Below are 24,154 nucleotides of genomic sequence, written 5' to 3'. Positions count from 1 at the left end.
TTTTCTCCAAAGAAACACCTTAGCGAAAACTGATATCACGGAACAACTATGGGATACGCTAACCAGACTTTCAGAAAAAAAAACGCCGACGTTGCAGCCGGCGTTTTCAATATGTAAGCGTAATCTGTCTTGATTCCAGTATCTAGAATCTAGCGTCTTACTTCTTTCCTTCCATCTTCTCTTTCAACTCAGCAAGCGCTCCGATGTCACCCAAAGTTGATTTCTCAGCTTGTGAAGGCATCTCTACCGCTTCTTCTTTTTTCTTGCCACCACCAGCAGGAGCAGCAGCTTTCTTAGGAGCTTTTGCTTCTTCTCTGAAGGTAGCAGTGTGGGAAAGAACGATACGCTTGTCGTCTTTGGAGAATTCACTTACTCTGAAGTCCAAAGATTCGCCAACCTCTACTTGAGTGCCGTCTTCTTTCTCCAGGTTTTTCACAGTAGCGAAACCTTCCAATCCGTAAGGAAGCTCAAGAACCGCACCTTTGTCGTTCTTGGAGTTTACAGTACACTTGTGGATAGATCCTACCGGGAACACAGTTTCGAAAGTATCCCAAGGGTTTTCTTCCAACTGCTTATGACCAAGTGCCAGTCTTCTGTTGTCAACGTCAAGTTCGAGAACTGAAACTGCCAGCTCGTCGCCTACTTTCACAAACTCAGATGGATGCTTGATTTTCTTAGTCCAAGACAGGTCAGATACGTGAACCAAACCGTCGATACCCTCTTCCAATTCAAGGAAAAGACCAAAGTTGGTCAAGTTTCTCACCACACCCTTGTGCTTAGTACCTACAGAGTATTTGGTACTCATGTCATTCTTAGTCCAAGGATCTTCGGTCAATTGCTTGATACCCAAAGACATTTTTCTGTCGTCTTTGTCCAACGTCAAGACTACCGCTTCGATTTCGTCGCTTACTTTGACGAAGTCAGCTGGGTTTCTCAAGTGCTGAGACCAGCTCATTTCAGATACGTGGATCAAACCTTCGACACCCGGAGCCAGTTCCAAGAACGCACCGTAGTCAGCCACGTTGACGATCTTACCTTGTACTCTAGAGCCGATTTCAAGGCTAGAAGCCAAAGAATCCCAAGGATGAGCAGTCAACTGCTTCATACCCAAAGAAATTCTTCTCTTGTCGTCATCAAAGTCAAGCACAACGATCTGTACTTTCTGATCCAAGTTCAACACCTCTTCTGGGTGGTTGATACGACCCCAAGAGATATCTGTGATGTGAAGTAGACCATCTACACCACCCAAATCGATGAATACACCGAAGTTGGTCATGTTCTTGATCACACCTTCCAATACTTGACCTTTCTCAAGGTTGTTGAGGATCTCTGCTTTTTGCTTCTCAAGATCCTTCTCGATGAGGACTTTATGAGAAACTACTACGTTATCGTTGGCGTGGTTGATTTTCACCACTTTCACTTCCATCTTCTTACCTACATAGATATCGAAATCTCTGATAGGCTTCACATCGATCTGAGAACCTGGCAAGAAAGCCTCTACTCCGTAGATATCTACGATCAGACCACCTTTGGTTCTTCTCTTTACAAGACCTTCGATCACGCTGTCATTTTCAAGAGCGCTCTCGATGTCCTGCCAAGCACGGACGATTTTTGCTTTCTTACGGGAAAGGATCAATTGACCCAATGCGTTTTCCTGCTCCTCGATGAATACCTCTACAGTATCACCTGGCTTGATAGACTCCAAATCTCTGAATTCAGAAAGGGGAACCAATCCATCAGATTTGAAACCGATGTTGATGATTACGTCCTTCTCATTGACACCTACTACGGTACCTTTGATGACTTCTTTTTCAGTGATTTCGCCCAAGGTACCTTCGTACATTGCAGCCATTTGCTCACGCTGTTCTTTGGAATAGCCTTCACCAAAACCTTTGGTGTCGAACGCGTCCCAATCAAATTCTTTTGTACTAGACATAGTTTTTTTGACTCTGATTAGCCTCAGTCCCAGAGTCATCGGACTGAAGTTTTGTGGTTAGAAATCAGCACCTTGAATACTCAAAGCGTGCCGCTCACCCGAACGGATTGCAAAAGTAGGGATTTTCTTTGGTTTTCGGATATGAAGTGGAAAAATTCAGAATTGTCAAAGGCCTTTTTTGCTTTAAACAGCCCGTCGAAACCAAGATCATTTTTTGGAAGATTTGACCGTGACTATTGATCGTGCCGGGAGATTGATGGTTTGACCCTGAGATGTGTCCAATAGCATAAGTTCCAGGTCATTGTCTTTTGAAGTCACATATAGGTTTGTGGCTGTACTCGAAATTCCTTCTTCGGGCAAATCAACGTTCAGATCCTTGGTCCCAGAATTTACCAATACCAGCACCAACTCGCTCCGATCGGGAGATTGGTAGGCCGAAACCAATAATTCGGGAGATTGTTCTTTTTGCCCGTCTATTTCCACAGCTAGCCGCTGGTACCCCGGCCGGATAAAACGGCTGAAATTACCCAAAGCCCAGAGCATCTTGCTTTTGTAGAAGTTTCCGTCTTCTTTCTCTTTGTCGATGTAGATCAAGCCATCCTTGTAATTGTAGGGAGAAATCGCAATCCACCAATGCCAGGCGCTCGCGTTGGAGATGGTAAGATCCTGGTGGATGACGCGGGCGATGTACAGTGCAGGGTCGATCCCCAAGTCTCTGCCATTCCCCTTGATCTCCCCACTATTGCCTCCCAGGATACAATACTCGCTCATCCAATAGCTCAAGCCGTCGATCGTATCCAGCGAATCGCGGAGGACAGCTCTCTGCTGCACCGCGGACTCGTAGGGCGAAGTCGTGAAGTAGCTATGCGCCGAGATAGTTTGGCTCACATGCTTCAAGTCGCCAATATAATTAGCCGATGTAGGCTTGAAGAAATCGGCTATCTGATTTCCTCTCCCCTCCCTGTCCGCTTGTTCGTAGAGATAGTTAATCTTTCCCGCCTCGGCTACGTCGATCTTGGCACTCAGCTTTTTCTTTTCCAAGGCTCGATCCACCGCTTTTGCTATCCCGGCTATTTCATTGTTCCAAAACGGCGTCCCTTCCTGACCGCCGTCTGACCAGTCCCACTGTGGTTCATTCACTGGACTGACATAGTCCACCGTAAGTCCTTTCTCCTGAAGTCCCTGGATCACTTCCGCCAGGTAGTTGCCAAAGTCATCGTAGTGGCTTGGTGCCAGGTTCGGCTTTCCATCCTTGGCAAAAGCTTTTCCCGTCGTAGTCATAGCTACAGGCGGGCTGTTGGGAAAAACCAGCAATTTGTCAACGCCCAATTCCTTCGCTGCCCTGGCAAACCATACTTGCCCCGCTTGCTTAGACCAGTCGTAGGATCCGTCTGCACTCAAAAAAGATTCCGCCCGTCTCCACTCATCGCGAATCCCGCTTTGCTCTCCCTGCTCTGCACTGCCTGCGCCGATGTTAAACCTCCACATGGACAATCCTATCCCTTTGGGATTTCCCTCTTCATCCGCAGCAGTGCTGAATAGCAACTCCGCAATTGCCTTCCTTTTGGAGTCAGGCCATTGTCCTACAAATTGTGCCGACCAAGCGTCTGAAGCTCCAAAATGTTCGATCACCTGAAAACGTTCTTTGCTGATCACATCGACCTTGATCGTTTCGCGGGGAACGGTATCTGCTGGGCTTTCTTGCGCCAAGGACTGTATCTCAAAAAAACCGGCGCAAACTGCCAAAAGGAAAGTCTTTCTAAAAAAGTTGTCTCGTATCGTTATTATTCTTTTCATAGGTTATCGGGTGGAAAAAAGCGGAAACGCTGCGAATGCAGCTCTCCGCCAATAAACGAATTTTCCTCCTCAATTCGGCCGAAGACCGATTCAGAATCAAGCCATATCAGGGTAGCCCATGACTTTTCCAAGGCCCTTCGCATGCAGATGATTTGCAAAAAAGAAAGCCCTGTCACCCGCAAGGGTATGAACAGGGCTTTTGCAGAATTTGCCACAGCTTCAGCTGTGTCGTCGAGTGTGATTCGGTGTTTTCTAAATCAGATTTTAATGGTCGCTCCCATGATCTTGAGAAACTCCCTGATAAAGGCCGGGTGACCAGGCCAAGCCGGGGAGGTGACAAGATTGCCGTCGACATAGGCCTCATCTACCGGGATCTCCTGAAACTCGCCTCCAGCGATGGTTACTTCAGGCCCCACAGCCGGATATGCCGTCAGCTTTCTCCCTTTGACTACCCCCGCTGCAGTGAGGATCTGTATGGCGTGGCACACCGCCGCCACCGGCTTGTTCGCTTCAAAAAAATGCCGGGTGTATTCCAAAACCTTGTCATTGAGTCGCAGGTACTCCGGTGCCCTACCTCCTGCGATGACTAGGCCCGCGTAATCAGAGGGATTGACTGAATCAAAGGAATAGTTCAAAGCAAAATTGTGCCCTGGTTTCTCTGTGTACGTTTGGTCGCCTTCGAAGTCGTGGATAGCTGTCTTGATGGTGTCCCCTTTTTTCTTGCCGGGACATACGGCGTGCACCTCGTAGCCAACCATTAAAAGCATTTGAAAAGGAACCATGGTTTCGTAGTCCTCAGCGAAGTCACCCGTGATAAAAAGAACTTTTTTCATAAAATTTGGATAGGTTTTAAAGTGGTAAGATGAGAAAATTTAAAAACCCCAATTTACCCAATTTCATCTGAAAGAGTAAGTCCTTCTCACTGATAAAAACCGCATCGTGGCAGAATCCGATACTTCAGAACCATGGCTTCCCAGGTAAAAGTGACAATGAAAGAGGATGGCTGAGATCACCTTTGCTCATCACAAACCAAGCAACTTGATTAACTTGGTGTAGCTGTCTTGGTGGTCTGCGAAAAGCCGGATCGAAGTTTCGACTGCAAAAACCGGATCAAAAAGCATACGCCCCTATCCCACTGACTGTCAACCACGAAAGTCACCTCGAAATACTTCTGAACCAAAACACCATGCTCCGCTACCGAATCCAAACCCGTGACGAACACGTGAAAGAGAAGCAACGCGGTCAAAATAACCTTTAAGCAACCATGAAAATCAGGACAACACTACTCTTTTTCCTGACCCTATTTGGGCTCCAAGCTCAGGAAATCATCCCGAAGACCTACATCAATGCCTTGGACATCGACTACACCTACATGGTGTACAACTCCGCCCGCAACATCTCCTATCGATCGGGCGCGGATCCCGCCGTGGTGGAGTTCCGAGGTGAGTACTACCTCTTTGTCACCCGCTCCTTTGGCTACTGGCATTCCAAGGATTTGGTCGACTGGACCTTTATCAGACCCCAGCAGTGGTTTTTTGAAGGCAGCAATGCCCCGACTGCTTTCAATTATCGGGATTCGCTGGTCTACTTTGCAGGCGACCCGGCTGGCTACGGCAGCATTCTTTATACCGACGATCCCAAGAGCGGCAAGTGGACTCCCACTGCTTCCATCACCAACAACATCCAAGACTCCGACCTCTTCATCGACGACGATGGCAAGACCTACCTCTACTGGGGCTCTTCCAACGTCCATCCCATCCGGGTGAAGGAGCTCAACAAGGATGACCGCATGTTGGAAACCGGTGTAAAGGCCGACCTGATCAATTTGGATGAGGAGCTCCACGGTTGGGAACGCTTTGGGGAAAACAACTTCCACCCCACCCTCAAAGAAGGCTATATGGAAGGGGCCGCCATGATCAAGCATAATGGAAAATACTACCTCCAATACGCCGCACCGGGCACCCAGTTTAATGTCTATGGAGATGGGGTCTATGTCGGCGAGTCTCCCTTGGGGCCATTTACCTACATGAAAAATAACCCCATGTCCTTCAAGCCGGGCGGCTTCAGCAACGGAGCCGGACATGGCATGACCGTGAAGCAGACGAATGGGCAATACTGGCATTTTTCCACCATGGCTCTGGCCTCTAATTCCCACTGGGAGCGGAGACTGGCCATGTTCCCAACCTACTTTGACGAAGACGGACTGATGCACTCCGACACGCATTACGGGGACTATCCGCGCTTTGCGCCTAGCCATCCTGACAAGGCGGGGCAGCACACGGGCTGGATGCTGCTTTCCTACCAGGGAAAAGCTACCGTCTCCACTTCCAAGATGCAGATCCGAAAGAGCACCACTACAGACGATGAATTTGAGCTCACCGAGATGCCGCTCGTGAAAAATCAATCCGGGCAAATCACCTCAGAAGTCCTGACCGACGAGAGTCCCAAATCCTTTTGGGTGGCCGAGAAAAACGATGCTCAGCAATGGGTGGAGATCGAAATGCTTGCTCCTGGGAAGATCTACGCAGTACAGCTGAATTTCCATGACGAGGAAAGCGGCATCTATACCCGAGTGGAAGGACTCCGCCATCGCTTTGCCCTGGAGGTGTCCCTGGATGGCAAAACCTGGCAAACCGTCGTGAATCGCAGAAACAGCTACATCGACGCTCCCAACGCTTACCTGACACTGGAAAAACCTGTGACGGCCAAGTATGTCCGCTACTCCAATGTCAGCGTGCCCGGAGCAAACCTCGCCCTCTCCGAAGTCCGGGTTTTTGGACTTGGAACGGGTAAAAAGCCTGTCCCGGTGAAAGGGTTTGAGGTAGCGCGGCAGACAGACCGGCGAGATGCCGCACTGTCTTGGAAAGCTGTAGATGGAGCGCAGGGCTACAATATCCGCTGGGGGATAGCTCCGGATAAGTTGTATCACTCGTGGTTGGTGTATGGGGACATTTCGCTATTTATGAGAAATCTCGACCGCGACACACCTTACTATTTCACAATTGAGTCGTTTAACGAAAATGGAATCTCTGAAAAGTCTTCAATAATTCCAGTAGAATGATTGGGGCGCTCTTCTATCCATACAAACAAAAAAATCCCGCAAGGGCGGGATTCGCAAACAGAGAGTTAAAGGATAATTTTCGAACCCAAAAATAACGAATTTTCGGAATGATCAAATTTTTCCAGTGGATTTACACGGTTTATTCTGTGCTGATCTTTTTCGTTTTGATGTTGATATTCAGTTTGTTTATCCTCATTCCGCTGCTGGTCAGTGAGCGGGGTGATAGGGTTTCCTTCTTTTTTATCCGCCTTTGGGCGAGGCTTTGGTCGGTTCTCTCGGGCGTCCGCTACGAGGTCCACGGCCAAGAAAACATCGACCGGAACAAACCTTACATCTACATCTTCAACCACCGATCCTTCGTCGATGCGCCGGTGATTCCATTGATGATCCCACAGGAAGTCCGCTCAATTGGTAAGAAGGAGCTTTCCAAGATCCCTGTATTCGGAACCGTCGTGGGAAAACTCGCAGTATGGGTGGATCGCAATGATGCAGAGTCGCGCCGGTTAAGTGTGGAGAAGCTTGTCAAATTCCTAAAACAGGGGAGTTCCATCGTCGTCGCTCCCGAGGGCACTCGGAACAACTCCAAAGAGACCCTACTGCCTTTTCAGAAAGGTGCTTTTCGCCTTGCCGTCGAAACCCAAATCCCTATCCTTCCGATGGCGATTATCGGTGCAGAAAAGATCATGGCGCGGGGTTCTCTCTTGCTTGCTCCGGGTAAAGTCAGAATATATTTCTCAAGCCCCATCACTCCTCCCCCACCTTCGGAGACCGCAGTCAATGACCTGATGGAGAAATGCAGAAATCGACTGGAAGCTATGATCGTGGCTCACGAGTGACTCCCCACCATTTCTCAAATTCAGCCAGCTCCTCTCCGCTGTTGAATGATCGTTTTGGAATCACATATCCAGACATCGACGTATGGAAAATAAAATAGTGCTTTTGGTTTTGAGATAGTTTTTCAAGTCCATTTCTATGGATTTTGGTCTCGGTATTCAGAGTTCGCCAAACAATGACGTCATCTGCCAGTTCAATGCTCATTGCGCCTACCAAATATTGAATTTTTCCACTCGCAAACAGTTCCTGAATTCCTTTTTCCGCCCTCGCCTCCGCAAATTTATCGGCCAATTTATAACCCAATACAAAGAGTATCGATGAGAAAAACAATAGGTTCCAACCCATAGATGCGGAAAAAGGAGCTCCGGTAAAAAAAATCGCAAATGGGAGAAGGGCAAAACCCAAACCAAATTGAATCCTTGTCTTTTTCCTATAGCCACTTTTATCAGGTGACTGCCAGTAAGCAAACTTATAAAACACAACTAAATCTGACCTTTCTACTTCTATTTCTAGCTTGATCATTGGCCTCTAAATTCTATTTCGACTGTTGTTTCTTTATTTGATAGATCTTTTTTTAAACGCAGAAACCACCTAAAAACTATCCTTCTATCTCACGAACAACTTCAGGCTCAGCCAGCGCCTCTCCAGTCAGCTCCTCAAAGACTGCATAGATTGAAAAATAGCTGACCGGTATCGTGATTAACAATCCTACAAAAAAGCAGAGAAAGCCGAGGATATTGAATACCAGCAGGACGATGACAAAGCCAAAGAACTTCCACCAATTCATTGTGATCAGCTTGCGGCTTAGCTCCAAGGAAGTCCAGAAATCAGTCCCTGAATACAACGCAAAAGGAATGGCAAACATAAAAGCCACCGCCAGGTAAATCCCCGGCAGGATCAGCGCCAAAATCCCAAAAAAGGTCAGAATCCCCGAGACCAGCGAGGTCACGATCAGGATACCCCAATAGGAAAATCCGTCGAAATAACTGGAAAACTGCACCTCGACACTCCGACTGATCCGGTTGGCGACAAGAAAAAACCCGCCCGTCAGCGGAGGGGAAATAACGATGCTGATGAGCAGGCTAAAATTGTCCAGATAAAAGCCCGACACCCCCTGGATCGTAAACATCAGCAGGGTGAATGCAATGGAATTGAGGGGCTGGGCTTTGAAGTATTCCCAGCCCTTTTGGATACTCTCTTGGATGCTAAACTCCGGGTAATGCTGAAACAGTTTTTGAATCTGTGATGGGGTCATTTTTTTTTGGTACTCTTACTGTTTCTGGGCTGGAAAGCGCCAAATTATTTTTGATTTTTGATTTACGGCCTTGGAGGACTTGAGTTCAATTTGCTGTCAGGCCGTGCGAAGTCGAAGCCCTCCCAATCTAGATTTCGAACAATCACCCTTCGACTCCTCTACCAATGACGGGATATGTTTTGTTTTGAAAATATTCAACTCTCAGCATTTAATTCCGATTCTTCCTCAAATGTTCATTTGGCTTTAACCAATTAATAGCCGCATCTGAGTTCGGTTAGACTTCCTTTTTTCTTCGTTCTTTTGGCTTGATCCAAAAGAACCAATCCCGATAAATATCGGGACAAGATTTGCGCAGCCCTGCACGCTGGCTCGCTGGCAAATCCTGCCACCGCGCCCTCCGAATTGTATTTGGTGCTGCGCTGCCGCAACTCCAACCTATTATTACACTTCGATAGTTCGCGACTGACGAACCCTTGTCATCTCTTTTCTGTGAATTCTTGAATTTTGAGGACTCAGAGTGACTACTGGCCAACCTCACACTTCCTCCCTCGACAAAGTTGGGAACCTCCCTTTTTCCATCTTCGGCCTTCCCTCTTCCGACTCATCCTACATCCTACATCCAGACTTCATTCCCTTACTTCGTAAAAGCTTCCAGGATGTCGTGCTTGGTGATGATGTGGATCTTGTCCAGATTGTCCCGTACCAGCACGGCTTTCTCCTTCTCCACCATCGAGGACAGTACGTCCAGTGTGGAGTCCAGCGCGACAAACTTCATGGAGCTTTCCATCACCTCGGAAACGGCTCCGTCTTTGAGTGACGGATTTTCGATGATCTTGGAGAGCAGCTTGTTGTCGGTGAGGCAGCCCACCACTTCTTCGCCGTCGAGAACCGGGATCTGGGAGATGCTCCGCCCATTCATCAGGGCAATGGCTTCTTTGACCGAATCGCCCTTTTTCACCGAAAGAAGATGATAGCTTCCGCTGCGCTGCGCGATGATGTCCCGGGCAGTAGAGAAGATTTTGTCCTCAAGGAAACCGTGGTTTCTCATCCATTCGTCGTTGTACACTTTGCCCAGATAGCGGGTGCCGTGATCGGGAAGGATAATCACCATACGGTCACCTTCCTTAAGATTTTCCTTTGCCCACTCCAGCGCTCCATGCACAGCAGAGCCACAGGACCAACCCACGAAAAGCCCTTCTTCCTTCGCAAGGCGACGGGTCATGACCGCGGCGTCTTTATCCGTCACTTTGATGATGTGGTCAATCAAACTGAAATCCACATTCTTTGGCAGGATATCCTCCCCGATTCCCTCGGTGAGGTAGGGATAGATTTCCTTTTCGTCGAAGATGCCTGTCTCCTTGTACTTTTTGAAAACCGAGCCATAGGTATCGATTCCGACGGTAACGACGTCTGGATTTTGCTCTTTCAGATATTTGGCAGTTCCGCACATCGATCCGCCAGTGCCCACACCAGCTGCGTAATGCGTGATTTTTCCATTGGTATCTTTCCAAATCTCCGGACCGGTGGTCTCGTAGTGCGCCAGGGAATTGGACAGGTTGTCGTATTGGTTGGGATAGAAAGAGTTGGGGATATCGTGGTTGAGTTTCTTGGCTACGGAGTAGTAAGATCTCGGATCGTCTGGGGTGACGTTGGTCGGGCATACGACCACTTCGGCACCGACCGCTCGGAGAATATCGATCTTTTCCTTGGACTGCTTGTCAGCCATGGTGAAGATGCATTTGTAACCTTTGGCGACAGCTGCCAGGGCTAGGCCCATGCCGGTGTTACCGCTGGTACCTTCGATCAAAGTTCCGCCTGGCTTCAGGATCCCAGCTTTCTCCGCATCCTCCACCATCTTGATCGCCATCCGGTCTTTCATCGAGTTGCCCGGATTGAAATATTCGACTTTGACCAAGACCTCGCCTTTGATGTCTTTGGCGAGTTTGTTCAGGCGGATCATCGGGGTATTACCGATGGTGTCAATGATGGAATTATAGATCATGGTTAGTTATAATTGGTTGGTTCAAAATTAACCTAATTTTTGAGCACGCAGCGAAACTTGCTGCCTGAAGCCAAATAATATTTTGTGTATCGTTTCGGTTTTTTCCGCAACCAATGACAGGCACGTCTTTGCGAGGGGCGCTTAATCGAGAATAACATTGGGCTGGAGGTTACTGCCCCGACGCAATCTCATCATTAGATGCAGGTTTTTGACTAGCAGATTGCTTCGTTTGCGCCTCACTCGCAGTGACGTTCAGACTGGAGATCTGCCTAACTCCTAGTGACTGGCCTACGGCTGCCTCCTACTGAGACCGAATACCTATCACTGCCCTATACCTCCTTAAACTCAATCCGCTTCAGCACATCCATCGTCACATGCAGCAAGATCGCCGCGACGATAGACAACCCTAAAACCCCGGTGAGCATTGTCCAGACAAATTGCCGGGTAATTAAAAAAACAATCACGCTCAATATTACCGGTGGAATGACTCCGAAAAAGAATATCCCACCAATCATAAACGGCTTGACCAATTTCCGATCCCATCCTTCGTCCAAACCAACCTGAGGAATAAGGTTGATCGCAAAACCGATCAGGTAACAGACCAAGATTCCCAACAGAAACAGGGGAATCAAAAAGATGCTCACATGTGCCAAAAACACCGAAGGAACGATCAACACCGACGCGAAAAGCATAGTCTGCACGACATCCAATTTGATCATGTTCCAGAATTTTGAAGTCCAGGTCGCCGGAATCAGGATGAAAAAAGGCTTCTTCAGATCTCCGATATTTGCTCGTCCGATCCCAGCCATGAAGTAAAAAAAGAGCATGAAAAGCAGGTAGCCGTAGAGGACTTTGTGGGAAAACCAGTCAAAATTTGACAACCCGGCAAATACAATCCCGATTGCAGCCATGCTCATCGAATAAACTCCAAAGAGCGGATGAAAATCCTGACGGCTGGCGTGGATGTAATTCCTCCAATACAGCGCCTTCGCTCCCACTCCGAAATCAGGCAAAGCCAGTTGTTTCTTCGCGTTCAGGCTATAGCTGCCCTCGTCGACGCTTTGCTTATTTTTTACTTTTTCGAGCTTGTCCTCGTTGGTCTTGGTCGCTTCGAGTACGTCTTCGTAATAGTAGCCTGCAAATCGGATGACCAGCTTTACGACAGTAAAGTAGGCAAGTCCATACAGTCCCAAATATCCGCAGGCAAGCAGGAGATTTCCATGAGACGCATATCCTATAATGCCCCGGCTCCAACCTACCAAAGGAAATAAATCAAACCAGGGAGACACAATCCAAGTAGACATGCCCTGCCAGAACTTATCGGCTTGCAGTCCAGGGATCAAAATCAAAAGTCCTAAGGTAATTCCAAGTCCGATCACACCTCCACGGATATAGTCCATCACCCCGTATTTGGTATGAAGCGTGTAGATCAAAAAGCGAATTGGGAAGATCATGAATATAAACAGCGCAAATCCCAGGATAAGGAAAACCGCATTGCCTACGGTCAACTCAAATTGGTTTGTCAACTGACTGCCCCCATAGATCACGAACAGGATAGCACCACCCAAGGAAGGGATAATCGACCTAGCCATGTAGTAGAGCAGCAGATTTTCGGGTTTGACGGGCGCCGGGAAAAGCAGGTTGACATCAGCCATCTTGAAAAAGCTGACATTGTTCTTGGTGGCGCGATACAACTGAAAGACCAAGAAACCCAAAGCAAGGATCGTAATGCCTCCTACGATATTTTGCCATGCAAAATTCGGGGTAGGAATCCCGTCCACATCCATGCCCTCCAACCCTAGGTTTTCGGATTTGTTTCGTCCAACCCGTTGAGAATAGATAAACGTGAAATATCCCACCAATACAGCATAAGGAATCAACCGGAGTGGATTTCGCAGGATCAGCTTGAGGTTGTTGATCAGAATCCACAGGTCCTTTCTGAGCAGAAGTCTGATCTCACGCATCCTTGGTCATTTCTAAAAACAAATCCTCCAAGGTAGAACCTTCACTCTGTTCGGCTTGGTGCTTCAGATTGGCGATGCTGTCGTTACCGATAATGCGGCCATCTTTGAGGATCATAATCCGATCCGCGATCTGCTCCACGCTGTCGATCAGGTGGGTGCTGACCAAGATGGTCTTACCGGCCTCCTTTAGCGTTTTAAAGATCCCTTTGGTGTTTTTGATCGCCTTGGGATCCAGCCCGATCATGGGTTCGTCGAAAAAGAGCAGCTGCGGATCCGGCAGCAGCGCACAGCAGATGGAGACCTTTTGACGCATGCCCTTGGACAGGTCTCGCCCGAGTTTGTTCGCCTTGTCATCCAGCTCAAACAGCTCCATCAGCTCCTGGGCGCGGCTATGCCAATCTTTCACTCCATAGGCTTGGGCTACAAATTGCAGGTGTTCTTTGACCGTCAGCAGGTCATACACATAGGGAGTCTCGGGAATGTAGCTGAAAAAGCGCTTAGCCTCCACGCTGAGATGATCGTGCCCGCCTATGCTGATCTCGCCGGAGGTTTTGCGGAGCAAGCCGACGATGCACTTCATGGTGGTACTTTTTCCGGCTCCGTTCGGCCCAAGCAGGCCCACTACTTCTCCCCCCTCCAGGTGGAAACTAATGTCATCCACCGCATTTTGCTTGCCGTAGGTCTTAATCAGATTGGTAACTGTGAGCATCAAAAATTCCTTTTGCGATTTTCAGCATAATATCGGCACGCTCCAAGGAATCGGGGAGAAATGTGGGGAGGATGTCCGGTGTCGGGTCCACCGTCATTTCGACCTCAGGGAGAAATCTCATTATAGGAAGCAGTCATTTCGACCACAGGGAGAAATCTCAAGGGAATGCTCAAAATCCGGAAAGCTGGCTACTTCGGGCCAACTCCCCTTGGTCCCGAATCCCAATGTGGAATGCTCATCCTAGTCAAAGGGGGCAGGGGGATTTGAGATCGAGAGCCAGAAGAAACCGAAACAAGCCTCGCCACCTCAGAGCATAAAAAGTTAGCCTCTGAGATGAACTCTCTTACCTCCGAGCATAAAAAGTTATCCTCCGAGATTCAACTTCCTACCTCCGAGGTTCGACTTCCTACCTCCGAGGTTCGACTTCCTACCTCCGAGGTTCGACTTCCTACCTCCGAGGTTCGACTTCCTACCTCCGAAGTTCAACTTCCTACCTCCGAGGTTCAACTTCCTACCTCCGAGGTTCAACTTCCTACCTCCGAGGTTCAACTTCCTACCTCCGAGGTTCAACTTCCTACCTCCGAGGTTCAACTTCCTACCTCCGAGGTTCAATCTCCTACCTCCGGGGTTCAACTTCCTAGCTCAGAGGTTCGATCACTTACCTAAAAGGTTCAAATACTTACCTCGGAGGTACGATCACTTACCTCCGAGGTAAGATAAAGTACTTATATAAGTACGTATCACCCAAAACATGGAAGCAGCAACCACCCCGGGCTTGATCAAAATCCCAAACCAGAAAAATTACTTTCCAATGCAAAAGGACTGCTTCGTTTTCAGGAAGTCTGATATCTTTAGGGAAAAGATCCCAAGTGCCTTTAAAGGAAGTCTGCCCTTTCCCTCAAAACGGATAGACAGGACACTCGGCGACGGGGTAGGATTTATATGGATGTTGGCATTAATTGAACTGACAGAATATTAATAAAATGAAATTCTATTGCGACAATGCACAAATAAGGAGAAGGAGTATTCCATCAACCAAAGGGGGAGCACAATACCCTTGTGTGATGTTGGAAAAAGATAATTGGGATGATTATGGACGCCAGACTTCTTTTCGAGCTGCAGTTTATAAAACCTCCAGAGAACGAGTCCATGAGGGAACAATAAAAATTCTTAGAATTGATCGAAAAAGCACTTCGTTACCTGAAATTTTCGACAATCTTTCCGACGAATATTGCTCACTGTGGCAAAGCTTGGAGGATTACGAAATCATCAATAAGCTTGAGTTTGGCAATGAAATTCTTGCAGGATTAAATGATGTGAACTACAACGAAATTATCAGAGAGCGCTTCCAAAACGAATCTGGATTTGATGACTCTCTTTTAAGATTTAGTGATGCGGTAAGAGCCTTTCAAGAAGGTCTTAAATTGCTAACAAATGCGCAAGACACAAGTAATTTCTCGTTTCATTATATAGAAAACATAGAAAGTTCTACACCGTTTGGAACATTCTCATTTAAGTTTTCGAGGAAATTATTGGGTATGTTTAGAACAGTCGGAATCATTGGGAGAAACGGTGTAGGTAAAACAACTCTACTTGCTAACCTAGCAACAGCCCTCAGCGGCATTAAAAAAAGTTCGGTTAATCTTTCTCCGAGACCTCCATTTAGTAAGGTCATTGCTGTCTCATACAGCACTTTCGATGACTTCTACAGACCATCTAAAAATGAAAGAACTTTTAGCTATTCTTACTGCGGCATCAGGGGTGAGAAAGATTTGTTAACACGACAAGAAATAGAACGATTATTTGCATCAAGCTACAAACGAATTGTACGAAATGGAAGAGAATCGTTATGGCGAGATTGCATGGAAATTTTATATTTAAAACAATTAGACATTTATTTCCCTCCAGACATTGGGGTAATAGAGAACTATAAAAAGCTCAGTTCAGGACAAAAAATAATGACTTTGTCGTTTACGCAAATAATAAATACAATCGACTCAAATTCCTTGTTACTTTTTGATGAACCTGAAAATCATTTACATCCAAATGGACAAAACACACTCTTCAAATGTTTAGATTTTATTCTTAAGGAATTTGATTCGTTTGCAGTCTTATCGACACATTCTCCAATTTTCATTCAAAATATCCCACAAAAAAATGTCTTCAAAATTCAGTCTGTTAACGGCGTAAGGAATATCTCAAACCTTCAAATTGAATCTTTTGGTCAGCATTTCTCAAAGCTTACAGAAGAAATTTTCGGATTCTCGGAAAATAATTTATTTTATGTAGAGAAATTAAAAGAGCTGATAGCAGAAAAAGAGCAATTAGGAACCGAGCTTGAAGAGGTTTTTCAAATTGATACAGCTGGTGTCAGGTATAATTTAAATAATATTCAATGATTAACTTAAGATGCCCATCCAGAATAGAAATTGACGATATAGTACTTATTATTGGCGAAAAATACAATCCTCACAAAACCACATTATTAGGTCTAAAGACTAAAATTCTTGAAAGATATTCGAAATACATTGAATTAGAATTAAATGGTAGAATCAAACCAATAAAGTTTTCTATAAATGAAAAAAATGCATTGGCATCACTTTATAGTTCTAGGACAAAAACTGCAAAACTTTTATTCGATGAAGTTATCAATGTACTAAATCCAAATCATTCGGATTGTTGCCTGTACTGCGGGATAGGTGAAATTGACCAGATTGACCACTACTTACCGCAAGAACATTTCCCAGAATTTTCAATCTTACACAAAAATTTGATCCCAATATGCGGCACCTGCAATGAAATTAAAGGTTCAAATATCCCAGGAATTAATGGGAAAGATTATTTACATCTAATTTATGATATCCTTCCCATAGAAAATATTTTCGATTGCGCCATATCATTTATTGACAAAGTACCATCAATATCCTATACTATTTTACCAAAATTTAAAAATAGCGTTTTGAACACACATTTTTCAGAATTACGACTAAAGGAAAGAATAGAAAAAAAATCGGTCCAATACTGCCTTCAAATTAAAGCGTTAAAAGAACAGTTTGGTAGCCCATATGCAAAGGAAGAACTTACAAGGGATTTTAATAAATTAAGTGCCTTTTTTGGAATCTACTACTGGAAGACAAAGCTAATCTCAACAATGATTAACATAGACTTTGTTGATAATGTGAACTAAAACACCTGCTACCAACATAGGGTTTGCTATGCTGGCAGACGAATAAACCTTCATCTTTTTGTTCGCTATCAGCAGCGGGTCGTTCAGACGGAATTCTATTCAGTTTGTTCTTAACTTCATCATCAGTAATTTTGTTAGGCTTCAGTTGCCGGCTAGACGTTTCCAAATCCCAGCACAGCAGCAAGACCTGAACGTTGGCTGCAATGCAATAAAAACCTTCTATGGATCGGAATGAATTTAGAAAAGAGTTTATGTTAATGACGGTCGTTCAGGAAGTTCCGTTTGAACAATGGTCGAGAGCTGTATTTTTTCTTGCAAATAGACTTTCCAAGGACTATGACGATGTCTACCAAGAAGCTTTTTACATTCGACTGCATGATATTTTTTCAACTGGCCTTAATTATGCTAGAGGTGTGTTATTATCAATGAAGGGATCAGAGAATACAAGTAAAGTTCGATGGTTTGAAATCTTCATTCCAGGGATTGAAGCTATTCGAAACACGCTTACCGAACCCGAATATCAGTATATACAGTATCGTCGGCATTGCTCCTGCCATATGTTTCAAGATAAGTTTGAGCGGGTTCAGCGGGATACACTTAAAGTGAAATCGGTTCGAAATGGCATTGATCTGAAAGAACTGAATGCGGGATTACTTGGACTTTTGAGGGAATTTGGTTCAGATAAAGACTTAGATGCACATCTCAATTCAAAATTGGCTATACCGATCAATGACTTGTACAAGCAGCTTACTTAGCTCTGCAACCACAGGGTTTTGGCGCAAGCCGAAGCGTGTTGGCCTCGCCAAATGTTAAGTTGATGAGGTAGGTACGCCTACGTCATGACGCCCACTGTCCAAGAATGCCCAAAACAGTGCATTTGAACCTCGTCTTTAGTCCTTCTACTTATCCCTCTCTGAGTGTAGACTGAAGCTTCGAGGCTTGCGTAGGCGGAGTTTGCAACTCCGCCTTCCTATCCCTTCGAATTTGCAATTCGCGAGACATCCAAAAGCAGCCAGTCCGAGATTGCTTGGGATATTTGGGAGTCGTTACAAACCACTCCAAACCACTCACTTCGGGACTTAGGCAGAATCTTTAACGCCCCCACTATCCCTTCCAATTTGCGATTGGCCAGCTGTTCAAAATGCCTATAAGCCATTCTTCCCGTAGAGACGCAAACTAAATAGCCTGCACCTTAAGCCTTGGGCTAGTTAGATTCACACAAAATCCAGGAATGCCAACTAATTCCGGAGCTCAATCCCGAAGGGATTGCATGTTTATAGCAGAGACGGGCAATTCATCCGTACGACCCCTACGGGGTCGAATGAAATTTATATCTATCGATCCCTATAACATCTGACCCGTTCCGGGTCGTCCGCTAGCGTCGGCACCCAATAACTGATGTGTCGCTTCTCAGCTTTCGGCTTTCAGACTTCTTGCCTTAGCCCTTCACTCCAGCCAATAGATACAGCACCGCCATACGGACGGCGACGCCGTTCTCGACTTGGTTGAGGATGATGGAGTGCTCGGAGTCGGCTGCATCGGAGCTCAATTCCACGCCGCGGTTGATCGGGCCTGGGTGCATCACGACGATCTCCTTGTTCAGAGACTGGAGCATCTTCTTGTTGATGCCGTAGTAGAGGGAGTACTCTCTCAAGCTTGGGAAATACTTGATCTGCTGGCGCTCCAGCTGGATGCGGAGCACGTTGGCCACATCGCACCATTGCAGCGCTTTCATCACGTCCAGCTCCACCTTCACACCAAGGCTGGAGATGTATTTTGGCAGGAGCGTGATCGGTCCGCAGACCATCACCTCGGCACCCAACTTTTGCAGGCAAAAAATATTGGAAAGCGCAACCCTGGAGTGTAGGATATCGCCAATGATGGCAATTTTCTTTCCGGCAAGGTCACCGAGCTTTTCCTGCATCGAAAATGCATCAAGCAAGGCTTGGGTCGGATGCTCGTGGGTTCCGTCGCCGGCATTGACGATGTTGGCGGAGATATTTCTGGAGAGAAAGTGCGGCGCTCCCGGGCTGGCATGGCGCATGACGACCATATCCACTTTCATCGCCAGGATGTTGTTGACGGTGTCGACGAGGGTTTCGCCTTTTTTTACGGAACTGTTGGCTGAGGAGAAATTCACCACATCGGCGCTGAGTCGCTTCTCCGCCAGCTCAAAGGAGAGGCGGGTACGGGTGGAGTTTTCGAAGAAGATATTGGCAATGGTGATGTCGCGGAGGGAAGGTACTTTCTTGATCGGCCGGTTGATCACTTCTTTGAAATTGGCCGCTGTGTCGAGAATCAGGCGAATGTCTGTCTCGGTGACGTCTTTGATTCCTAGCAGGTGTTTGGTGCTGAGTTGCGACATGTTTAACTTTTAACTTTCTCTGTGATCCAAATTGCATCCTCCGAGTGATCCTGATCGGCCCACTCCACGACCACATACTGACTGTCCAGCGTGTTGACTTTCATCCCAAAATAGTCCGGCATGATCGGATAGTCTCGCGTCAGTCGGCGGTCGACCAACACCATGAGTTCTACTTTTTGGGGACGGCCAAAGGCGATCATCGCATCCATCGCAGCCCTGACCGAGCGCCCCTTGTACAGCACGTCGTCGATGAGGATGACCTTTTTGCCCTCCACCAAAAAATCAATCTTGGTCTCATTGGCTTTGAGAGGAAAGTCTCTCCTGCGAAAATCATCCCGATGGAATGTCGCGTCGAGGTAGCCAGATGGAACTTTGACTCCGGAGATTTCCTCCAACAGTGCGACCACCTTGTCTAAAAGTATGGGGCCACGAGGCTGAAGTCCAAGGAGTACAGTATTTTCGAAATCGTCGTGATTTTCGATGAGTTGGTAGCAAAATCGCTTCAGAGTGATGGCAATCTGCTGCTGATCGAGTACAAGCCGCTTTTGCATGGGTTGGATTTGGGCGTAAATATAGAAAATAAAACTAGTCCCTTGCTTCCTCCGGCTGGTACAAATCCCCGTCCACCAAAATTTTGCTGATAAAGAATACCTCCCGAATCGTCTCCTGATTTTGGGAATTGAGTGCGCGGATGGTCTGCAATCCGGTAAGGATAAAATAGCGATCATACCAGTGTACCAGCCGCAGTGTGCCATAATCGGTAGCCCTAATGCGCTCCTCTTCATTGGGCAACTCCAGCTCAAAATCCAGGTGATCAAACACTTTTTCCCCACCTCTGAAAAAACTGGCCTTAATCACATCATCTTCGGCATAGAGGTGATACAAATCTTCACCAACAATGGCGATTTCCCCGAAGGGCTCCGGATACGTGGTAGTAAAACCCCCATAGGTGGCCGAATTGTCCCAAAGCACCTGGCCCTCCTTAGAGACTTTCACAAAGTGCGCCGACTCATATTGATACTCAAAAGCTGAGGCGTAGGATTGAACGGGAGTGTTTGGCGCAAGGAAGGGATCCATGTAATACGGCGCATAGCCCATCCTGTTGATCCTATCGTACCGATAGGAATTCGTAGAAGACCAGCCTCCTGGGCGTCGCCCACCATTGTTCACGATATTGACCTGGTCAAAGTAAACGTAATAGGAATCGTTCACTTCCCGCACATCCCGCACGGCATAGGTATTTCGGATCAATGGTATCTTGGCCTTTTCCAGATCCTTCACCACCAGCTCATCCCGTTTCGTTTTTTGCTTTTCCGGTAGGTAATTGAAAAAATTAGGGAAATCTTCCAGCGTATAGAGTTTGAATTGATATTCACCAAACTCATTGATCTCCATAATATACATCCCCTGATAGGCACTTCTCCCATCTAGGCCATAGGAACCGATCATCACCTGCTGGTAGTCCTGATCGGCGAGTAGCAAGCCTTCCAGAATTTCCTGGTCAGGCTGCCCAAATTGATCCACCTTGATTTCCCGTATCAGGTTGCCCAACATGTCAAAGGTAATGATGGAGGTTTCTCTGTTTTTATACTGTCCTCTGCGGCTGATCACCACCTCCAATGCTTCGAATTCCGGCATCTTACGGATCTGAAGCACTTGGGTATTGTTGCCATAAACACCCTGCACAGTATGGATACTTTTGCTATCCAGATCGAAAATTTGCAACACCGGTCTGCTCTCCGAATTCCCCATGAATACCGCCTTGCGCTTTTGTACCAAAAACTCCACCAACTCTATGTTCAGGAGGTTTTCCGCAGGAAATTCAAAGCCCTGGCTGGATTCCAGATTCACATGCAAAATGTATTTTTCAGCACTCGTCGAATAGCCTTTTGCCATCAGGACAAACAGGTTGTTTCCATCCGTATCATAGCCGATCATGTCAAATCCGGGCTTCATGGGCATCTCGATCAGTCCGGGAGTTTTGAGTTCCAGGTCAGATACAAAAAATTGAAATGCCCTGTTGGCAGAAAATCCCTTCTGCTGAAACGTGCGAAAGGACACCAATCCATCCGGGATCCGCATCATTTCAAATGTCGGATCATTGGGCGATCCGGCTACTTCATACCGCTCAATAAACTTCACCTGGGCCTCCGACGCAAAACCCAAAAACACACAAACCACAAGTATCCAAAATGTTCTCATCTACCCATTGCTAAAATCAAGTTGAACTCCTCTTTGGTCACTGACATCACCGAAAGCCGGGACTGGCGCAACATCAACATTTCACTCAGCCGATCTTCGGCTTTGATCGCTTCCAAGTTCACGGACTTCACAAGGGGCTGCTTCGCCTTAAGGCTCACGGCCACCCATGCCGCATCTTTGGGATCGGGAAAAGCGGCCTGACTCACTTCTGCCACGCCCACCACCGCTTTGTCTTTGCCACTATGGTAAAAAAGCACCGGATCTCCCACCTGCATCTCTTTGAGAAAATTCCTCGCCTGATAGTTTCTCACTCCGTCCCACACATCCTCTCCTTTCGCCACAAAGTCTTCCCAGGAATACGAGCTCGGCTCCGTCTTGACCATCCAGTAGTTCATCGGTTTTGTTATTTGGTTATTTTTAAAGGGTAAGCAGTAAGTGATATATCCTAAGTTGTGTCGCGCTACTTACTCCTAACAACGTACGACTTTCAGAAAGTTTACTTAAACGGCTGACAACCGCGACTGCCCGCCGATCACTGACCAACTTCCCTCATAAGATACCCGATCAAGCTTTAAATTGAAACAATAATTAAAGACATTTGTCTGATTACTGACACGAAAAACTGACTGTTTTGGATCATAAAACGATTTTAAAAAAACTAAAGCTGTGCATTCAGCTGATGGAGCTTCACAATGAAAACCCATTCAAAATCCGCGGATACCAAAGTGCGCTCATCTCACTCGAGCGTGGCGATCAGGACATTATGGAGCTCAGCGATGCCGAACTGACGCAGATTAACAGTGTTGGAAAAAGCATCATAGAGGCAATTCAAAGCCTCAAAGCCACCGAAACTTTTCCCTTGCTGGTGCAGCTTCTGGACAAAACCCCGACGGGAATTCTCGAAATTCTTCAGATCAAAGGCCTTGGTCCGAAAAAGGTCAAAACCCTCTGGGAAGAGTTGGGGATCACCTCCACGCATGAACTCATGGAGGCCTGTCAGTCTGGAAAGGTCGCCCAGATCAAGGGTTTTGGTCAAAAGACACAAGATACCATCATCCAAAACTTAGAATTTAAAGCCTCCAACACCGGCAAATGGCTTTATGCCGATATAGAGGACACCCTTACTCAGCTCGTCACTTTAATCCAAAGTTTCATTGGAGACGCCCATCTAGCCGTGGTCGGAGATTTTGCCCGGAAGATGGAAATCATCTCTGCTGCGGAATTTGTAATTGGCTCGGACCAACTTTCGGAAGTTAAAGCACTTCTTAAAACTCAGTCGCTAATCGAGTGGGATTGGAAAATCGCCAGCCCAACCACCTGGACAGGTAAACTACAAGATCTCGATTTGGACGTTATTATTCACTTTTGTTCCATGGGAGATTTCTCTTGGAAAAAACTGGCCTTCACCGCTTCCAAGGCTCACTTAATGAGTTTGGTCGACGACACCGAAACAATTTCCCAGAAGCTCATCAAGAAAGACTACGACTCGGAGGAAGATTTTTTCTCCAAAAACCAACTTCAATTCATCCCCGCAGAGATGCGGGAAGGATTTGGAGAAGTCGAGCAAGCCAGGGAAAACAAGATTCCCGAGTTGCTGAGGGATGACGATCTAAAAGGCATCCTGCACAACCACTCCACCTACAGCGATGGTAAGCATAGCCTGCGACAGATGGCAGAACATTGCAAATCGCTTGGCTATGAGTATCTCGGGATCTCCGATCACAGCAGAACCGCCTTCTATGCAGGTGGACTCGAAATCGAAAAAGTCATGAAGCAGCATGTCGAAATCGAAGAACTGAACCGGGAAATGGCTCCCTTCAAGATCTTCAAAGGCATCGAAAGCGACATCCTCAGCGACGGCAGTCTGGATTATCCGGATGACGTGTTGGCCACCTTTGACTTTGTAGTAGCCTCAGTTCACTCCATCTTAAATATGGATATAAAGCGGGCGACTGACCGCTTGCTTAACGCCATTTCCAATCCCTACACCACAATGCTCGGCCATCCCACCGGCAGACTTTTGCTCCGTAGAGAAGGCTACCCTATCGATCACAAAACCATCATCGACGCCTGCGCCCTCCACAATGTCGTGATCGAGATCAACGCCAACCCTTGGCGGCTCGACCTCGATTGGAGATGGGTTCGCTATGCCATGGATCAGGGGGTAAAGCTCTCCATCAATCCGGATGCACACGAGATGGACGGCTATGCGGATATGAAATACGGTGTGCTTGTCGGCAGAAAAGGCGGCTTAACCAAGGAAATGACGCTCAATGCACTGAACGGGGAAGAAATTGGGGCTTACTTTGCGGAACGCAAAAAAGTACAAAGTGTCAAGTACTAAGTACCAAGTCGCTGGACTTGTGAGACTGCTCAATACTAGGAAGAGATTGCTTCGTGCCTACCAATGAAGCAATGACTTCTTGGTTTTAGCGTCTTGATGCTTTCGTCTAGCTACTCCCTTCTTGCCTCGAACCTCTCCCCCTTTTAATACTAAATACTAGCTACAAAAAAATGAAATGGTCTGATCTCCCCGAACCTGTCCTACTGCAACGCTCATTTCTTTTCGGAATCACCGGAATTGTCTTGGGCACGCTATCTCTACTCAATTCCAGCCTGCACTACATTGATGCGCCGATGGGCCCGCTGAACGGAGTCAGTTTTCTCCTCCAATTGGCGGCGCTCGGCACGGCGATCTTGGTTTTGAGAAAAAGAAAAGTCGCACCGGAATTCAAAGAGAAAGCCAAGATTCTGATCCTCGTACAGACTGTCGCGCTGCTGTTTTTCTTATTTTCTCTCTGAGCAAAAAAACCGTCACGCTACCCGAAGCCTGAAAACAACT

General features: G+C 46.8%; 20 protein-coding genes. 8 read left to right on the top strand and 12 right to left on the bottom strand.

The window, feature by feature from the left end:
- Positions 1 to 157: 157 nt before the first annotated feature.
- The 3 genes from rpsA to ABD031_RS12320 all read right to left on the bottom strand — a co-directional run bounded on the left by rpsA (position 158) and on the right by ABD031_RS12320 (position 4,566).
- Complete coding sequence (gene rpsA / locus ABD031_RS12330; protein WP_343851862.1) at positions 158 to 1,936, bottom strand: 30S ribosomal protein S1; 1,779 nt, start codon at positions 1,934 to 1,936, stop codon at positions 158 to 160.
- A 207-nt stretch (positions 1,937 to 2,143) separates the two neighbouring features.
- Positions 2,144 to 3,733 carry a glycoside hydrolase gene (locus ABD031_RS12325; RefSeq protein ID WP_343851860.1) on the bottom strand — a complete coding sequence of 530 codons (1,590 nt, stop codon included), beginning with the start codon at positions 3,731 to 3,733 and terminating at the stop codon, positions 2,144 to 2,146.
- A gap of 257 nt (positions 3,734 to 3,990) precedes the next feature.
- Positions 3,991 to 4,566, bottom strand: a complete 576-nt coding sequence (locus ABD031_RS12320) for a DJ-1/PfpI family protein (RefSeq protein WP_343851858.1) — start codon at positions 4,564 to 4,566, stop codon at positions 3,991 to 3,993.
- 431 nt (positions 4,567 to 4,997) lie between these two features.
- On the opposite strand from ABD031_RS12320, the gene ABD031_RS12315 reads away from it, so the two are divergent.
- Both ABD031_RS12315 and ABD031_RS12310 read left to right on the top strand, forming a co-directional pair.
- Positions 4,998 to 6,794 (top strand): family 43 glycosylhydrolase, encoded by a 1,797-nt coding sequence (locus ABD031_RS12315; protein ID WP_343851856.1) that lies wholly within the window; start codon positions 4,998 to 5,000, stop codon positions 6,792 to 6,794.
- Positions 6,795 to 6,901: 107 nt separating this feature from the next.
- Positions 6,902 to 7,630, top strand: coding sequence for a lysophospholipid acyltransferase family protein (locus tag ABD031_RS12310; RefSeq protein WP_343851854.1), 729 nt, complete (start codon positions 6,902 to 6,904; stop codon positions 7,628 to 7,630).
- On the opposite strand, the gene ABD031_RS12305 is transcribed toward ABD031_RS12310, so the two are convergent.
- The 5 genes from ABD031_RS12305 to ABD031_RS12285 form a co-directional block, all read right to left on the bottom strand.
- Positions 7,608 to 8,150, bottom strand: a complete 543-nt coding sequence (locus ABD031_RS12305) for a YcxB family protein (RefSeq protein WP_343851853.1) — start codon at positions 8,148 to 8,150, stop codon at positions 7,608 to 7,610. The genes ABD031_RS12310 and ABD031_RS12305 overlap by 23 nt on opposite strands.
- A 76-nt stretch (positions 8,151 to 8,226) precedes the next feature.
- Positions 8,227 to 8,883 carry a DUF2189 domain-containing protein gene (locus ABD031_RS12300; protein WP_343851851.1) on the bottom strand — a complete coding sequence of 219 codons (657 nt, stop codon included), beginning with the start codon at positions 8,881 to 8,883 and terminating at the stop codon, positions 8,227 to 8,229.
- Between the two features lie 634 nt (positions 8,884 to 9,517).
- Positions 9,518 to 10,885 (bottom strand): cystathionine beta-synthase, encoded by a 1,368-nt coding sequence (locus ABD031_RS12295; RefSeq protein WP_343851850.1) that lies wholly within the window; start codon positions 10,883 to 10,885, stop codon positions 9,518 to 9,520.
- A 329-nt stretch (positions 10,886 to 11,214) separates the two neighbouring features.
- Complete coding sequence (locus ABD031_RS12290) at positions 11,215 to 12,849, bottom strand: putative ABC exporter domain-containing protein (RefSeq protein ID WP_343851848.1); 1,635 nt, start codon at positions 12,847 to 12,849, stop codon at positions 11,215 to 11,217.
- Positions 12,842 to 13,558: an ABC transporter ATP-binding protein gene (locus ABD031_RS12285; protein ID WP_343851847.1), complete on the bottom strand. Its 717-nt coding sequence runs from the start codon at positions 13,556 to 13,558 to the stop codon at positions 12,842 to 12,844. The genes ABD031_RS12290 and ABD031_RS12285 overlap by 8 nt, the downstream gene beginning before the upstream one ends.
- A gap of 333 nt (positions 13,559 to 13,891) precedes the next feature.
- Between ABD031_RS12285 and ABD031_RS12280 the strand changes: the two genes are divergently transcribed.
- The 4 genes from ABD031_RS12280 to ABD031_RS12265 all read left to right on the top strand — a co-directional run bounded on the left by ABD031_RS12280 (position 13,892) and on the right by ABD031_RS12265 (position 17,500).
- Positions 13,892 to 14,224 (top strand): hypothetical protein, encoded by a 333-nt coding sequence (locus ABD031_RS12280; RefSeq protein ID WP_343851845.1) that lies wholly within the window; start codon positions 13,892 to 13,894, stop codon positions 14,222 to 14,224.
- A 317-nt stretch (positions 14,225 to 14,541) separates the two neighbouring features.
- Positions 14,542 to 15,957, top strand: a complete 1,416-nt coding sequence (locus ABD031_RS12275; protein ID WP_343851842.1) for an AAA family ATPase — start codon at positions 14,542 to 14,544, stop codon at positions 15,955 to 15,957.
- Complete coding sequence (locus ABD031_RS12270) at positions 15,954 to 16,745, top strand: HNH endonuclease (RefSeq protein ID WP_343851840.1); 792 nt, start codon at positions 15,954 to 15,956, stop codon at positions 16,743 to 16,745. Before ABD031_RS12275 ends, ABD031_RS12270 begins: the two co-directional genes overlap by 4 nt.
- Positions 16,746 to 16,966: 221 nt before the next feature.
- The gene (locus ABD031_RS12265) at positions 16,967 to 17,500 is read left to right on the top strand and encodes a hypothetical protein (RefSeq protein WP_343851838.1); all 534 of its coding nucleotides are present in this window, start codon (positions 16,967 to 16,969) and stop codon (positions 17,498 to 17,500) included.
- A 683-nt stretch (positions 17,501 to 18,183) separates the two neighbouring features.
- On the opposite strand, the gene ABD031_RS12260 is transcribed toward ABD031_RS12265, so the two are convergent.
- The 4 genes from ABD031_RS12260 to ABD031_RS12245 are packed head-to-tail and all read right to left on the bottom strand — an operon-like array spanning position 18,184 to position 21,707.
- Complete coding sequence (locus ABD031_RS12260) at positions 18,184 to 19,110, bottom strand: aspartate carbamoyltransferase catalytic subunit (RefSeq protein ID WP_343851836.1); 927 nt, start codon at positions 19,108 to 19,110, stop codon at positions 18,184 to 18,186.
- Positions 19,111 to 19,112: 2 nt separating this feature from the next.
- Entirely contained in the window at positions 19,113 to 19,661 is a 549-nt protein-coding gene (pyrR, locus tag ABD031_RS12255) for a bifunctional pyr operon transcriptional regulator/uracil phosphoribosyltransferase PyrR (RefSeq protein ID WP_343851834.1), read from the bottom strand.
- 34 nt (positions 19,662 to 19,695) lie between these two features.
- Complete coding sequence (locus ABD031_RS12250; protein WP_343851832.1) at positions 19,696 to 21,312, bottom strand: transcriptional regulator; 1,617 nt, start codon at positions 21,310 to 21,312, stop codon at positions 19,696 to 19,698.
- Entirely contained in the window at positions 21,309 to 21,707 is a 399-nt protein-coding gene (locus ABD031_RS12245) for an EVE domain-containing protein (RefSeq protein WP_343851830.1), read from the bottom strand. Before ABD031_RS12245 ends, ABD031_RS12250 begins: the two co-directional genes overlap by 4 nt.
- Before the next feature lie 236 nt (positions 21,708 to 21,943).
- Between ABD031_RS12245 and polX the strand changes: the two genes are divergently transcribed.
- Together polX and ABD031_RS12235 are read left to right on the top strand one after the other, a co-directional pair.
- Positions 21,944 to 23,656, top strand: a complete 1,713-nt coding sequence (gene polX / locus ABD031_RS12240) for a DNA polymerase/3'-5' exonuclease PolX (RefSeq protein WP_343851828.1) — start codon at positions 21,944 to 21,946, stop codon at positions 23,654 to 23,656.
- Between the two features lie 170 nt (positions 23,657 to 23,826).
- Positions 23,827 to 24,114 (top strand): hypothetical protein, encoded by a 288-nt coding sequence (locus ABD031_RS12235; RefSeq protein ID WP_343851826.1) that lies wholly within the window; start codon positions 23,827 to 23,829, stop codon positions 24,112 to 24,114.
- The last annotated feature ends 40 nt before the right edge of the window (positions 24,115 to 24,154 follow it).

The organism is Algoriphagus jejuensis, assembly GCF_039523455.1.
GTDB lineage: Bacteria > Bacteroidota > Bacteroidia > Cytophagales > Cyclobacteriaceae > Algoriphagus > Algoriphagus jejuensis.
This window is presented reverse-complemented; position numbering and strand designations above follow the sequence as displayed.